Source organism: Kitasatospora sp. NPDC002040 (assembly GCF_040296785.1).
In the GTDB taxonomy this organism is placed as follows: Bacteria; Actinomycetota; Actinomycetes; order Streptomycetales; family Streptomycetaceae; genus Kitasatospora.
The window spans coordinates 114,705-129,082 of the sequence record NZ_JBEOXV010000017.1; the positions used below are offsets into that span (position 1 = coordinate 114,705).

13 protein-coding genes, 1 rRNA gene and 1 riboswitch are annotated in these 14,378 nt (G+C 71.3%); of the genes, 2 read left to right on the forward strand and 12 right to left on the reverse strand.

What is annotated here, in order from left to right:
- Positions 1-111 precede the first annotated feature (111 nt).
- Positions 112-217, reverse strand: a riboswitch (glycine riboswitch).
- A gap of 190 nt (positions 218-407) precedes the next feature.
- Complete coding sequence (locus ABT118_RS27745; RefSeq protein WP_350674735.1) at positions 408-1,460, forward strand: PRC and DUF2382 domain-containing protein; 1,053 nt, start codon at positions 408-410, stop codon at positions 1,458-1,460.
- 136 nt (positions 1,461-1,596) lie between these two features.
- Entirely contained in the window at positions 1,597-3,036 is a 1,440-nt protein-coding gene (locus ABT118_RS27750; RefSeq protein WP_350674739.1) for an MFS transporter, read from the forward strand.
- Between the two features lie 150 nt (positions 3,037-3,186).
- Here the strand turns inward: ABT118_RS27750 and ABT118_RS27755 are convergent, their stop codons facing one another.
- From ABT118_RS27755 to rrf, 12 genes are all read right to left on the reverse strand, one after another.
- Positions 3,187-4,578 (reverse strand): DNA polymerase IV, encoded by a 1,392-nt coding sequence (locus ABT118_RS27755; RefSeq protein ID WP_350674742.1) that lies wholly within the window; start codon positions 4,576-4,578, stop codon positions 3,187-3,189.
- Positions 4,579-4,655: 77 nt separating this feature from the next.
- The gene (locus ABT118_RS27760; protein ID WP_350674746.1) at positions 4,656-5,309 is read right to left on the reverse strand and encodes a SanA/YdcF family protein; all 654 of its coding nucleotides are present in this window, start codon (positions 5,307-5,309) and stop codon (positions 4,656-4,658) included.
- Between the two features lie 45 nt (positions 5,310-5,354).
- On the reverse strand, positions 5,355-6,032 hold the full coding sequence (locus ABT118_RS27765; RefSeq protein ID WP_350674749.1) for a MerR family transcriptional regulator: 678 nt from the start codon (positions 6,030-6,032) through the stop codon (positions 5,355-5,357).
- Positions 6,033-6,278: 246 nt separating this feature from the next.
- Positions 6,279-6,749, reverse strand: a complete 471-nt coding sequence (locus tag ABT118_RS27770) for a bifunctional nuclease family protein (protein ID WP_350674752.1) — start codon at positions 6,747-6,749, stop codon at positions 6,279-6,281.
- A 63-nt stretch (positions 6,750-6,812) separates the two neighbouring features.
- Positions 6,813-7,502 (reverse strand): transcriptional regulator FtsR, encoded by a 690-nt coding sequence (gene ftsR / locus ABT118_RS27775; RefSeq protein WP_350674778.1) that lies wholly within the window; start codon positions 7,500-7,502, stop codon positions 6,813-6,815.
- 110 nt (positions 7,503-7,612) lie between these two features.
- The gene (locus ABT118_RS27780; RefSeq protein ID WP_502884695.1) at positions 7,613-8,479 is read right to left on the reverse strand and encodes a double zinc ribbon and FHA domain-containing protein; all 867 of its coding nucleotides are present in this window, start codon (positions 8,477-8,479) and stop codon (positions 7,613-7,615) included.
- 184 nt (positions 8,480-8,663) lie between these two features.
- On the reverse strand, positions 8,664-9,488 hold the full coding sequence (locus ABT118_RS27785; RefSeq protein WP_350674760.1) for a DUF881 domain-containing protein: 825 nt from the start codon (positions 9,486-9,488) through the stop codon (positions 8,664-8,666).
- An 11-nt stretch (positions 9,489-9,499) separates the two neighbouring features.
- Complete coding sequence (locus ABT118_RS27790; RefSeq protein ID WP_057236160.1) at positions 9,500-9,832, reverse strand: small basic family protein; 333 nt, start codon at positions 9,830-9,832, stop codon at positions 9,500-9,502.
- Complete coding sequence (locus ABT118_RS27795) at positions 9,829-10,725, reverse strand: DUF881 domain-containing protein (RefSeq protein ID WP_350674765.1); 897 nt, start codon at positions 10,723-10,725, stop codon at positions 9,829-9,831. The genes ABT118_RS27790 and ABT118_RS27795 overlap by 4 nt, the downstream gene beginning before the upstream one ends.
- A gap of 184 nt (positions 10,726-10,909) precedes the next feature.
- Entirely contained in the window at positions 10,910-13,405 is a 2,496-nt protein-coding gene (locus ABT118_RS27800; protein ID WP_350674767.1) for a sugar phosphate nucleotidyltransferase, read from the reverse strand.
- Between the two features lie 176 nt (positions 13,406-13,581).
- On the reverse strand, positions 13,582-14,196 hold the full coding sequence (gene clsA / locus ABT118_RS27805) for a cardiolipin synthase ClsA (protein ID WP_350674770.1): 615 nt from the start codon (positions 14,194-14,196) through the stop codon (positions 13,582-13,584).
- Between the two features lie 98 nt (positions 14,197-14,294).
- A 5S ribosomal RNA gene (gene rrf, locus ABT118_RS27810) occupies positions 14,295-14,378 on the reverse strand; the annotation flags it as partial.

Here is a 14,378-nt window from a genome sequence, read left to right on the forward strand (position 1 = left end):
GAGCTTCGCCCGCGCGGGACGGCCTGAGCCGCCCCGTCGGCTTGCACCGTCGGTGAGGGTGGGTCCCGTCGGCCCCTTCGCCGTCGGTCCTGCCCTGCTTTCCAGAGTGACCTACCCCGCACGGTACGGATGCCTGAGAGATTCCGGGGAGGGTTTGCTCCTTCGGCGTCCCCGTGACACCACGTCTGCGGTGCGGGGACTCTCCCGAGCGGGCTCGGCAGTCGGGGCCCAGGGTACCAGCGCAAGCGCCGCAGATCACGGGTGCCCCTGGTCACTCCGGGGGCGGCAGGCGGCCCCCGAACGGCCCAGTCCGCTCCCGGACGGCCGCATCCGGCTCGCCGCCGTCCGATTGATGGCTTTTCGTGTGAAGTGCGGCCGTCCAGCTCCTTCGGCCGCCCCCTGACGGAGTGTCAACGGGGCTTTCGTACCTGCTGGAGGACAGCGTGCAGACCGACATCGACCCGCGAGACCTGATCGGCCACAAGGCGGTCGACCGGAACGGCGACAAGATCGGCACGGTCGACGAGGTCTACCTGGACGACGCGACCGGTGAGCCGGAGTGGGCCGCCGTCCGGACCGGGATCTTCGGCCGGGACGCCTTCGTCCCGCTCACCACCAGCGAGTTCTCCGGGGAGGAGCTCAAGGTGCCGTACGACAAGTCGCTGATCAAGGACTCGCCCGACTTCGGGGTCGGCCAGCACCTCTCCCCCGCCCAGGAGCTCCAGCTCTACCGCTACTACGGCCTGGACGCGGGCGGTGCCGCTGCCCCGACCGCAGCGGCGGCCGCAGCCGCGGCCAGCAACGGGTCGGGGTCCGCCAAGGACCTCGACTTCGGCACAGTCGGCACCCTCAGCAAGGAAACCAGCGTGAACGCTTCACCCGCCCCGACCATGACCGCCGCTCCGATGGCCTTCACCGCCACCACCGAGACCCCGGCCGCCAAGCAGCCCGAGTCGGTCGGCACCGCTCCCCCCGCCCACGCCACCGTCCCGACCGTGCCGGGCAACGCACCGGCCGGCCCGGTGGAGATCACCTGCCGCGAGGAGCGGCTGGACGTCACCACCGAGTGGCACGTGCTGGGGACGGCGAAGCTGCGCAAGTACGTCACCACCGAGGCGGTCGAGCGCAAGGTGCCGGTGGTGAAGGAGCGGGTCCGGGTCGAGCGGGTGCCGGTCACCGAGGCCGAGCGGGCGGCGCTGAGCGAGCAGGAGATCGCCGAGGCGGTCGAGGAGGTGACGCTCCGGGAGGAGCGACCGGTGGTGCGCAAGTACCTGGCGCCGATCGAGCGGGTCCGCCTGGTGGTCGAGCGCTACACCGAGGAGGCGGTGATCCGCGACGAGCTGCGCCGCGAGCAGGTGGAGATCCACGACGCCACCACCGCGCCCGAGCCGCCCGCCGCCCCGGCGCAGGCCCCTTCGAACACGTCCCAGCTGCGCCCGGAACCGCTCCGTCCGGCCTGACGCCGCACCACTTTGCCAAAGCTTCACCAAGCAATATTTGACAGAGTGAAGTATCTGTCGGCATCTTTACTTCAGTTCATTGACTTTCTCCCACCTGAAGCTCTCTGCCCGGGTGGCCCGAACTGGAGGAAAATCCGTGAGGCCGAGCAGCGCGCGCGTGCTCCCCGCCCTGGTGTTGGCGATGCTGGCGTTCAGCGTGGTGCAGACCGCGGTCGTCCCGATCCTGCCGTCACTGGCCAAGGAACTGGACGTCTCAGGTTCGAACATCACCTGGCTGATGACGGCGAACCTGCTGTCCGCCGCCGTACTGACCCCGCTGCTCGGCCGCTTCGGCGACCTGCGCGGCCGCAAGCCGATGCTGCTGGTCTCGCTCGGCGGCCTGGTCGCCGGGTCCGCCCTGGCGGTCGGCACCCACTCCTTCACCTGGCTGGTGGTCGCCCGCGTCCTTCAGGGCGCGGGCGGCGGGGTGCTCCCGCTGGCGATCAGCATCGTCCGGGACGAGCTCCCCAAGGAGAAGGTCACCGGCGGCGTCGCGCTGATCAGCGCCTCGATGGGCGTCGGCAGCGGCCTGGGCCTGGTCGCCACCGGCCTGCTGCTGGAGCACTGGAACTACAAGTCGATCTTCTGGATGGGCCTGGCCTTCGGCCTGCTCGCCGTGGTCCTGGTGATCTTCCGGGTCCCGACCGACCCGGTGACGGACAAGAACGGCGGCGCCGACCCGCTCGGCGCCATCACCCTGGCCGGCTGGCTCTCCGCCCTGCTGGTCGCGGTCAGCCAGGGCAACACCTGGGGCTGGACCTCCAACCGCACCCTCGGCCTGTTCGCCGCCGCCGCCGTGATCGCCCTGGTCTGGGGCGTGATCGAGGTCAAGGTCAAGCACCCGCTGGTGGACATGAAGATGATGTCCCGTCCGGCCGTCGCCTTCACCAACCTCTCCGGGCTGCTGATCGGCTTCGGCATGTACGGCTCGTTCATGGTGATCAGCAACTTCGCCCAGACCCCGGAGAAGCTCGCCCACTACGGCTTCACCGCCAGCGTGCTGCACGCCGGTGTGATGCTGCTGCCCTCCGCCGTCGGCTCGATGGTGGCCGCCCCGGTCGGCGCGCTGCTGATCGCCCGCCGCGGCCCGCGCCTGCCGCTGGTGCTCGGCGGCCTGCTCGGCTCGGCCGGCATGGTCTACCTGGCCCTGCGCCACGGCGCCGAGGGCGACATCTACCTGTCCTCCGCCGTCTTCGGCCTCGGCGTCGGCCTCGCCTACGCCGCGATGCCCGCCTACATCAACGGCGCCGTCCCGGTCGAGCAGTCCGGCATCGCCAACGGCATGAACGCCGTGCTGCGCACCGTCGGCGGCGCCATCGGCACCGCCGTGATGGGCGCCATCCTGACCGGCGACCTGATCCCGAAGCTGCCGGTCCCGCTGCCCACCCTGGACGCCTACAAGCACGCCTTCTGGGTGGCCGCCGTGGTCTGCCTGATCGCCGCGGTGGTGCCGTTCGCGATCCGCCGGATCAAGACCGACTCCGCCCCGGTCGAGGCTGCCGCCTCCGCGCCGGAGCTGGTGAAGACCGACGCCTGACGAGGCGTCCGACCGCGCGCGCTCAGGGACGGGTGGCGCGCGGTCGCCGGGCCGACGGCGGTACGTGAGGGCATCACGACCGCACCCGGGCCCGGCCGGATGATCGGCCCCCGCACCGCTGGACACGGTGCGGGGGCCGCTTCCGTTCCCTCACTCCTCCTCGTCCGGGAGCACCATGCCGGGGCGGAGCGGCTGCGGCCGGGACGGTGCCAGCTCCGGGTCCTCCACCGCGAAGGTGCGGACCCGGCCGATCTCGCTCTGCGGGGTCTCGAACCGCACCGTCACCCGCCCCACCCCGCTGCCCTGCACCCAGCCCGGGCCGAGCAGGGCGTGCGTCACGTCCTGCCCGGGGCGCCAGTGCCGGCCCTCCTCGACCGGCTGCTCCGGCTCGGCCGGCGCCTCCTCGGCCTCCTCCACCGCCGCCCGCTCGGCCCGCTCCGCCTGCTCGGCCTGGGCGAACAGGTCCTCCTGGGTGAAGTCGGCCAGCTGCGAGACCCCCACCCCGAGCAGCCGGACCCCACCGGTGATGTCCACCTGGAGCGCCAGCCGCCGGGCGGTCTCGGCGATCACCGACTCGTCGTCGGTCGGCGCCCGCAGCGTCTCCGACCGGGTCAGGGTGGAGAAGTCGAACCGCCGCACCTTGAGCACCACCGTCCGCCCCGAGCGGCCGCTCGCGTGCAGCCGGCGGACGCAACGGGCCGTCAGCACGTCGATCTCCCGGAGCACTCGGCCCCGGTCCAGCAGGTCCACCTCGAAGGTGTCCTCGACCGAGACGGACTTGGCGTCCCGGTCCGCCACCACCGGCCGCTCGTCCTGACCGGTCGACATGTGGAACAGGCCCAGCCCGTGCGAACGGCCCAGCAGCTGGACCAGCTCGGCCTCCCCCGCCGCCGTCAGATCGGCCACCCGGCCCAGCCCGACCCGCTTGAGCGCCTGCTCGGTGGCCGGGCCGACCCCGGGCAGCGCCCGGACCGGCATCGGGGACAGCACCGCCCGCTCCCGGCCCGCCTCGACCAGCACCAGCCCGTCCGGCTTGGCCTGCTCGGACGCGATCTTCGCCATCAGCTTGGAGGTGGCCAGCCCGACCGAGGCGGTCAGGCCCGTCCGCTCGGTGATGTCCGCCCGCAGGTCGGCCGCGATCGCCACGATCAGCTCCGGTGCACCGCCCGGCCCGGCCGCCGCCAGCAGCTCGCCGTACGGGCCCGCTTCCAGGTCGACGAAGGCCTCGTCCAGGCTCAGCGGCTCGACCAGCGGCGAGAGCTCCCCCAGTAGGCCCATCACCAGCTCGCTCACCTGCCGGTAGGCCTCGAACCGCCCGGTCAGGAAGGCCGCGTTCGGACAGAGCCGGCGGGCCTGCGCCATCGGCATGGCCGAGTGGACGCCGAACTTCCGCGCCTCGTACGAGGCGGTGGAGACCACGCCCCGGCCGCCGAGGCCGCCGACGATCACCGGCTTCCCGCGCAGGCTCGGCTTGGCCGCCTGCTCCACCGCCGCGAAGAAGGCGTCCATGTCGAGGTGGAGGATGCTCGGCACTGACCGCACCCGCCGATCATCCCGCAGGGGTACGACAGTTCCCGGACCATCCGGCCGACCTGGTCAGGTGCGGCGCCGGGTCCGGCTCAGCGGGCGGCGTCGGCGAGCGCCCGGCCGAGACCGGGCTCGCGGTCCCCGAGGAACTGCGGGTCCGGTTCGAGCAGCGCGTCCAGCGCCGCCTTGCCCGCGCCGGGGAGCTCCCGCAGGCCGCCGTAGTACCAGGTGGCGTTGTGCCCCTCGTCCACCCCGACCGCGTACGAGTCGATGCCCGCCGCCTGACAGAGCGCCAGCGCCCGGCGGACGTGGAAGGTCTGACTGATCAGCACCGCCTGCTCCACCCCGAAGACCTTCCGGGCCCGGATGCACGAGTCCCAGGTGTCGAAGCCCGCGTAGTCCTCGACCACCCGCACCGCGGGCACCCCGTGCTCGACCAGGTAGGTGCGCATCGCGTCGGTCTCGTCGTAGTCGGTGCGGCTGTTGTCCCCGGTCACCAGGACGGCCTGGATCCGGTGGTCCTGATAGAGCGTCACCGCCGCGTCCAGCCGGTGCGCCAGGTACGGCGAGGGCTTGCCGTCGAACAGCCCGGCCCCGAAGACCACCGCCACCGGCGCGCTCGGCGCCTGCGCCACCGTGCCGACCCGGTCCCCCGCACCGAGCCAGAGCCAGCTCATCGGCGCCAGCGCCACCGCGCTCGCCGCCACCACGGCCTGGAACAGCCGCCGCTGCACCGCTCGACGCATCCCGCACTCCCCCTTGATCGTTCTCTCGGGGAAGGCGACGCCCGGTCAGCCCGCGCGGTTGCGCCGCTGGGCCAGTTCGTCGGCCGGGTCCTGCCCGACCAGGGTCTCGCCGGTGTCGGTGCGCTCGGCGTGCAGCCGCCCGAGCGTCGTCTCCAGCTCCTGCCAGACCGCGCCGACGGCGATTCCGAAGACGCCCTGACCGCCCTTCAGCAGGTCGACCACCTGCTGCGGCGAGGTGCACTCGTAGACGGTGGCACCGTCGGACATCAGGGTCAGACCGGTCAGGTCCTCGCTCTCGGTGCTGCGCAGGTGGCTCACCGCCACCCGGATGTTCTGCAGCGAGACGCCGGCGTCCAGCAGCTTCTTCACGATCTTCAGCAGCAGGATGTCGCGGAAGCTGTACAGCCGCTGCGAGTTGGCCGGGTAGGCCGTCCGCACGCTCGGCTCCAGCAGGCCCGTCCGGGCCCAGTAGTCCAGCTGACGGTAGGTGATCCCGGCCGCCGCGCACGCGGTCGGACCCCGGTAGCCCACCAGGGCCGAGCTCGGCGCGAGCCGCTCGATCTCGGGCTGGCCCGCCTGCACCGCCGGGAACCGGCCGACTCTCGGCAGCTCCTGGTCCGGCCCGGCGCCCTCCCGGGCCCGCTCCAGCACACTGCGCGCGGAGCGCGGGACGTGCACGGAGCACCGGCCTCCGACGGCTGCTTCGTCGCCCATGCCGCTCATGCCTACCTCCGTCCGCTCGTCCTGATGCCCGGTCGCGCCCCGGAAGGCGTAACCGACCGGAGCCACTCCTGACGGTAAGCAGTCGCCCAGGACCCGTCAACGATCGCCACGCCGGGGTCCGGTGCCAATGTCACTCGGCCGAGTGGTTTTTCGTGACCCCAGTGTGGGTAGACGAACGCCCTTTGGCAAAACTGGATTTGCGGCCGACGGCGAGTCGGACTACTGCCGGTTCGGACACCCCCGCGCCTACTGCTGGCCGCCGAAGTCCTCCGGCGAGACCTGGTCGAGGAACTCGCGGAACTTCTCCACCTCGTCCTCCTGCTCGTCCGGGATCGCGATGCCCGCCTCGGCGAGCACCTCCTCGGCCCCGAAGATCGGCGTACCGGTCCGCAGCGCCAGCGCTATCGCGTCGGACGGCCGGGCACTGACCTCGACCCCGCCGGAGAAGACCAGCTCGGCGTAGAAGACCCCGTCCCGCAGGTCGCTGATCCGCACCTCGGTGAGCTGCTGGCCGAGCGCCTCCAGCACGTCCTTGAACAGGTCGTGGGTCAGCGGCCGCACCGGCGTCATGCCCTGCTGGGCGAAGGCGATCGCCGTCGCCTCACCAGGTCCGATCCAGATCGGCAGGTACCGATCGCCCCCTACCTCCCGAAGCAGCACGATCGGCTGATTGGAAGGCATCTCCACCCTGACACCCACGACGTCGAGCTCATTCACATCGCAACCCTATGACCCCTGCCCCGGATATGAAAGCGCAGCCGGTCAGCGACCGGCCCGGTACTAACTTCTGGCCCGCAGCCCGGCCTGCACCATCGCCGCGTGCAGACGGACCGAGAGGGTCGCCAGCTCGCGCGCGGTGGCCTCGGCGTGCGCCCGAGTCTGCGGGTTGCGGTGGCGCCGCAGCGGGGCCACCACCTGGTCGATCAGGGCCACCTCGCGCTCGGCGCCCGCCTTCATCGCCCGCAGGTGCCGCGGCTCCAGACCGAACCGGCCCAGCTCCGCCACCAACCGGGCCACCTGGAGCGCCTCGCCGTCGTAGCCGCCGTCCGGGCCGGCCGAGACCAGTCCGTACGACTCCCACTCCGTCAACTCGCGCTCGCCCGCCTCGGCGGCCGCCAGCAGTTCGGAACGGCCCAGCCGCACGCCGCCGCCGGTACCGGCCACCAGCTCCCGGTCGGCCTCCTCCACCGGCCCGGGCCGGTTGTCCGGCGCGGGCAGGGCGGGCGGCGCCTCACCGCGCTCGATCGCGTCCAGGTGCTCGCGGATCACCCGCAGCGGCAGGTAGTGGTCGCGCTGCATCCGCAGCACGTACGCCAGCCGGTCCAGGTCGGCCGGGCTGAACTTGCGGTAGCCCGAGGGGGTCCGCTGCGGCTCGACCAGGCCCTCCGCCTCCAGGAAGCGGATCTTCGAGATGGTGACCTCGGGAAAGTCGTCCCGAAGGTACGTCAGCACCGCACCGATGCTGAGCAGTTCGTCACCTCGCCGACGTGCCTCGCCCGCCCGGCGCGAACCGGGGACGGGCGAGTGCTCGACGGTGCTGGGGGGTTGCGCGGTCACTCGGGCTCCTGCCGACGTTGGGTTCAGTACCCCCGCTGGTGGCTGGCGAAGAAGACCAGCCGGTACTTGCCGATCTGCACCTCGTCGCCGTTGTTGAGCTGCACCTCGTCGATCCGCTCGCGGTTGACGTAGGTGCCGTTCAGGCTGCCCACGTCGGCCACCGTGAACCCGCCCGGACGGCGCCGGAACTCCACGTGCCGGCGGGAGACCGTGACGTCGTCCAGGAAGATGTCACCCTCGGGGTGGCGCCCGGCCGTGGTCACGTCCGCGTCCAGCAGGAAGCGGCTGCCCGAGTTCGGGCCGCGCTGCACGATCAGCAGCGCCGAGCCGGCCGGCAGGGCGTCGATCGCCGACAGCACCTCCGCCGAGAGCGCCGGCGTGGTGCCCGTCCCGGTGGTGGTGTTGGGGTCGTACGACTCCAGGCCGGAGATCGAGATGGTCGAGGTGGTCTCGGCCGCGCGCTCGGGCATCGGCCCGCCGCGCAGCGCCGTGCCGCAGTTCGAACAGAAGCGTGCCGTGGCCGGGTTCGGGTTCCCGCACCTGGGGCAGGGAGTCGGACCACCGGACATGTGCGCTGCCTCCTGGTGCGGCACACCCGGCAGGGTGTGGTCGGCATAGGGGTTCTCCTGGGCGAACCCTCCACCAGAGGTTGAGGGTCCCGTCTGGAAACCTATGCGCGGAGCGCCGGAAGGATCGGCCGACGCGCCGTAGCCCGCCGAATTCTGCGCCCCCTCCCGGAACATCGGGCGCTCGGCGTACTGCGCCTCCTCCGGAGCGGGCCGCATGCCGGGCACGGCCGACTCGTCGGACCTGCGGTGGCGCGCGGTCGGCTCCTCGACCGCCGCGGCGCGACGGTTCGAACGGCCGAACAGCTTCGAGAACAGACTCACGGGCGAATCCCCTTGCGTGTGACAGACCCGCCCGCGGGGCAGGGTGTGAGGCCAGGACATGCGGTCGGCCGCACTGTCGGCGGCCGTGATCGGACGAGCGGTACGCCCCAGTCTCTCCGACGGAGGAGCGGTGCCCCGCACCGGGGGCGGTCGAGAACTGACGGACCGTACGGAGGCTGGGCCGTCACTTCGCCGCCGGCTTGGCGTACTGAGGCACCGTCGGAGCGGCCAGGGCGTCCACGACGACCTTCTGCTCCTGGGTGATGGTGGCGCGCGCCTGCTGCTTCTCCAGGCTGCGGACGACGCCGCCCGGGATGTTCAGCGCAGGCGTCAGATCCTGCGGGTTCCCCACCACGGTGAACTTGAACGGGGCCGACACCTTCCTGCCGTCGACCTGCACGCCCGCGTCCGCGTCGGTGAAGTAGGTGCCTGCCACCACTCGCACGTCGTTGATCTGAATCGCCTCCGCCCCCGCGGCTCGGAGTTCCTGCAGGGTGTCGAGCAGCATATCCGCCTTCACCTGCCGTTGGGGATCGTCGATCGTCAGGACGATCCCCGGGCCGGTGGCGCGGACGGTGCCTGCCAGCACCCCCAGCTCCGTCGCCTTCTTCCTCGTCTGCTCCTGGGCTTCCTTGGCCTGGTTGGAGCTGTTCTCCAACTGCGCCAGGGACTGTTCCAGTTGCGTCTTCTCCTGTTGGAGACGCTGCTGGCGGCTGTCCAGTTCGTCGAGAATCCGGACCAGGTCCTCCTGCCGCGCGCCGCGCAGCTGGCTGTGGTCGTTGGTCGACCTGACCTGCACCGCCAGCGCGAAGCCGAGCACCAGCAGCAGGGTCGCCACCACGACCTGGCCCCGGGACAGCCGGGGCGGCCAGAGCGCGACCCGCAGCCGGTGCCGCGGCGTGCTCTCGGCCTCCGCCGGCCCGGGGCCGGGCGTCGGCTCGGGCTCGGGCGTCGGCTCGGGCTGGGCCTGGGGCTCCGGCTGGGGTTCGGGCTGTTCTTCCGCTGCCATCGCTGCTCCTCTCAGGCCCGGAACACGTGTCGGCGGATGGCCGCGGCGTTGGAGAAGATCCGGATGCCGAGCACGACCACCACGCCGGTGGAGAGCTGCGAGCCCACGCCCAGCTGGTCGCCCAGGTAGACGATCAGCGCGGCCACCACCACGTTGGAGAGGAACGAGACCACGAAGACCTTGTCGTCGAAGATGCCGTCCAGCATCGCCCGCACACCGCCGAACACCGCGTCCAGCGCCGCCACCACCGCGATCGGCAGGTACGGCACCACGGCGTCGGGCACCTCGGGCTGCACGATCAGACCGACGACCACGCCGATCACGAGACCCAGAACGGCAATCACGGTGTAGCTGCTCCTGAGGTGTCGGGCTGCGCGTACCGCAGCGTGGTGCCGACCGCGCCCGGCACGGTCAGCTTCTTCTGGACGGTCAGTGTGGACTTGATGCCGTTGGCGTCCTGGATCAGCTTGAGGAACTGCCCCGCCTCGCCGTCCTGGAAGGCCTGGCCGAACTTCGCGCCGTCGCCGATCGCCAGCACCGTGTACGGGGGGACCAGCGGCCGGTTGTCCACCAGCACCGCGTCACCCGCGGCCCGGATCGCGGAGAGCTCGGTGAGCCGCTGGCCGTTCACCGAGATCGCCTCGGAGCCGGCCCGCCACAGGCCGTTGACCACCAGTTGGAGGTCGCGGTCCCGCAGTCGGCCGCTGTTCTGGAAGCCCTCCGCCTCACGCGGATTGGCGGCCGATCCCGTGCCCGTACCGGACGCGTCCTCGATCACCAGCTTCACCCCGGGACCGGTGACCGCGGCGGTGCCGACCTGGCCGGCCAGGCGCGCCAGCGTGCCGTCGCCGTCCGCCTGCAGAGCCTGGTTCTGCGCCCGGTCCACCTTGCCGCGCAGGTCCTGGATCTGCTGCTGGAGGTGGTCGGCGCTGCCGTTGGCGTCCTTGACCCGCTGGACCAGGGCGTCCCGCTCCTTGGCCAGCGTCGGGGCGGCCTGGCGCGAGGTGACCGCACCGACCGTGACCACGGCGGTGGCCAGCGCCAGTCCGAGCGCGAGCACCGCCTTGCCCTTCACGGCCGTCGGCATCTGGCGCGGACCCTCGCCCGCGCGGGCCTTGGCCGCCTCGGCGTAGCCCTCGTCCAGACCGTGGTCCATCACGCTGGTCAGCAGGGACATCGAGGCGTCCGGGCGCGAGTAGCGTCCGTCCCGGTCACTCGGCGTCGGCGATGCTGGCATGGACGACATCGTCCCATGTCGCCGGGGGCGCCCGCGCACACCCCCCGCCGTACACCCGACGATTGACCACTCGATCGTGATCGTCCGGTTCGGGAGGGGCCCTGGCGGGCGCCGCCCGGAGGGCGCCCGGGGACGCCGTCGGGGCGGGCGGCCGCAGCCACCCGCCCCGACGCCGTACCGCGCGCTACCGTCCGGCGCCGTCCACCACGGCCGCCCACTCGTCCAGCAGCTGCTGGGTCGCCTCGTCGTCCGGACCCTCGGCCCACAGGTGCGTGACCGCCTCGGCCGGGTCCGGCAGCACCAGCGTCCACCGCCCGTCCGGCTCGACCACCCGGACACCGTCGGTGGTGTCCAGCCGCCGGCTGCCCGCCGCCTCGACCACCGAGCGCATCACCATGCCCTTGGCCGCCCACGGCGTCGCGATGTCCCGGCGCTGGATGTGCGCCTGCGGAATCCGGGCGTCGATCTGGCTGAGCGTCAGCTGCGTCCTGGCCACCAGCCCGACCAGCCGGACGAACGCGGCCGCGCCGTCCAGCACTCCGCTGAACTCCGGGATCACGAACCCGCCGCGCCCGTCGCCGCCGAACACCGTGCTCTCCGCGGAGGCCGCCTTGGCCAGGTCGTCCGGCGAGGTCGTCGTCCAGGTGACCTGGGTACCGTGGTAGGCCGCCACCTGCTCGGCGATCCGGGTGGTGGTCACCGGGAGTGCCACCTGGCCGCTCCGCCGCTCGGCCGCGACCAGGTCGAGCAGCACCAGCAGTGCCCGGTCGTCCCCGATCACCCGGCCCAACTCGTCCACGAAGGACACCCGTTCACCGACCGGGTCGAACCGCACCCCGAACGCCGCCCGGGAGGACGCCACCAGCTCACCCAGCCTGGCCAGCCCGGCCCGCCGCGACTCCGCGTCCTCGGTCGGCCGCAGCTCGTCCAGACCGCCGCTGACGGTCAGTGCCTCGACACCGAGCCGGCCGAGGATGCTGGGCAGCACCAGCCCGGCACTGCCGTGCGCGGCATCCACCACCACCTTCAGTCCGGCCTCCCGGACCCCGGTGGTGTCGACCGCCCGCAGCAGGTTGCCCGCGTACGAGTCGAAGACGCTGCCCGGGTGCGACAGGTCGCCGATCTCACCGGGGAACGCACGCCGGTACTCCTGGCGCGCGTACACCCGGTCCAGCTTCCGCTGCCCGGCCTGCGAGAGGTCCGCTCCCCGCTCGTCGAAGAACAGGATGTCCAGCGAGTCGGGCACCCCCGGCGAGGTCCGCAGGAAGATCCCGCCCGCACTGCCCCTGGCGGTGTGCTGCCGGGCCACCGGCAGCGGTACGTTCTCCAGGTCGCGGACGTCGATCGCGCTGGTTTGCAGCGCCGAGATCATCGCCCGCTTCAACGCCCGCGCACCACGCGAGTGGTCACGCGCGATGGTGACGGTCGCCCCCTTCTTCAAGGTGGTCGCGTACGCGCCGGCCAGCCGGACCGCGAGCTCCGGGGTGATCTCCACGTTCAGGATGCCGGAGACGCCACGCACCCCGAACAGGTGCTCCTGGCCTCGCGACTCCCAGATCACCGAGGTGTTGACGAACGCACCGGCCTCGACCGTCTTGAACGGGTAGACCCGGACGTTGCCCGAGATGATCGACTCCTCGCCGATCAGGCACTCATCCCCGATCACCGCGCCGTCCTCGATCCGGGCGGCCCGCATCACGTCGGTGTTCTTGCCGACCACACAGCCGCGCAGATTGCTCTGCGGCCCGATGTAGACGTTGTCGTGGATCACCGCCTTGTGCAGGAAGGCACCGCGCTTGACCACGACGTTGCTGCCCAGCACGGTGTGCTCGCGCAGCTCGACCCCGGCCTCGACCTTGGCGTAGTCGCCGATGTACAGCGGCCCGCGCAGGATCGCCTCCGGGTCCACCTCCGCGCCCTCGGCGATCCAGACCCCCGGGGAGATCTCGAAGCCGTCCAGCTCGACGTCCACCTTGCCGTCCAGGACGTCGGCCTGCGCCTTGCCGTAGCTCTCGTGGGTGCCCACGTCCTCCCAGTAGCCCTCGGCAACGTAGCCGAAGACCGGCTTGCCCTCCTTCAGCAACTGCGGGAACACGTCGCTCGACCAGTCGACGGACTCCCCCGCCGCTACGTAGTCGAAGACCTCCGGCTCCATCACGTAGATCCCGGTGTTCACGGTGTCCGAGAAGACCTGGCCCCAGGTCGGCTTCTCCAGGAACCGCTCCACCCGGCCCTCGTCGTCCGTGATCGTGATCCCGAACTCCAGCGGATTGGGCACCCTGGTCAGACAGACCGTCACCAGCGCACCCTTGCGCCGGTGGAACGCGATCAGGTCGGTGAGGTCGAAGTCGGTCAGCGCGTCGCCGGAGATGACCAGAAATGAGTCGTCCCGGAGCGCGTCCTCCGCGTTCTTCACACTGCCCGCCGTCCCCAGCGGGGTCTCCTCGTTTGCGTAGGTGAGGTGCATACCCAACTCTTCGCCGTCACCGAAATAGTTCTTCACCAGTGAGGCGAGGAACTGGACTGTGACGACGGTGTCGGTGAGGCCGTGGCGCTTGAGCAGCCTCAGCACGTGCTCCATGATCGGGCGGTTCGCCACCGGCAGTAGCGGTTTGGGCATGCTCGAGGTCATCGGGCGAAGGCGAGTTCCCTCGCCCCCTGCCATCACAACGGCTTTCATATCGGGTGCGTCCTCCTTCGCGGCTCTGGAATGTCCCTGCACGGGGTTCCATCAAACCGTTCCGAAGGCATCTCTACCCGGTAAGCCTCCTTCGACGCACCGAAGGGACGTGGGACTCGTCTCGTCCCACGCCCCTTCGGAGTGCCTCCTGTGCAGCTCGCGTGCCCGCGGTGTGATCAGCCCGCCGCAGCGGCGGCATCCGCCTTCACCAGCTGCCTGACCTGCACCGCGTACAGGATTCCGGCCCACCAGTACAGCACCGTGCCCCACCAGATGAAGGCCCAGCTCACCGCGCCGGCCGTGTCGGCCAGCCACCCGCTGCCGTCCCCCAGCAGCAGAAGCGGAAAGGCGTACATCAGATTGAACGTCGCCGCCTTGCCGAGGAAAGTCACCTGCAGCGGCCCGTACCCGTGCTTGCTGAGAATCGGCAGCAGCGCCCCCAGGAATACCTCCCGGAGCAACAGAATCGCCGTCACCCACCACGGCAGAATCTCCCGCCAGGTCAGACCGACCAGCGTCGACAGCACGTACAGCCGGTCCGCCGCCGGGTCCAGGATCTGCCCCAGCCGGCTGATCTGCCCCCACCGCCGGGCCAGCTTCCCGTCCAGGTAGTCGCTGATCCCGCTCAACATCAGGATGGCGATCGCCCAGCCGTCATTGTTGGGCCCGTCGAACACCGGCCACAGAATGAGCCACAGGAAGATCGGAACGCCCACCAGCCGGCCCATGCTCAGCAGGTTGGGGATGGTGAGGACGCGGTCGGTCTGAACGCGCGTCTCCTGGACCTCCACTCGGGGGCCTCCCTGTACGGTACGTAATACGTTGCGGCACTGACCCTACAACAGAAAAGCCCCCCATCCGGTGAGGATGAGGGGCTTTCTGAATGATTGTTCGGCGGCGTCCTACTCTCCCACAGGGTCCCCCCTGCAGTACCATCGGCGCTATGAGGCTTAGCTTCCGGGTTCGGAATGTA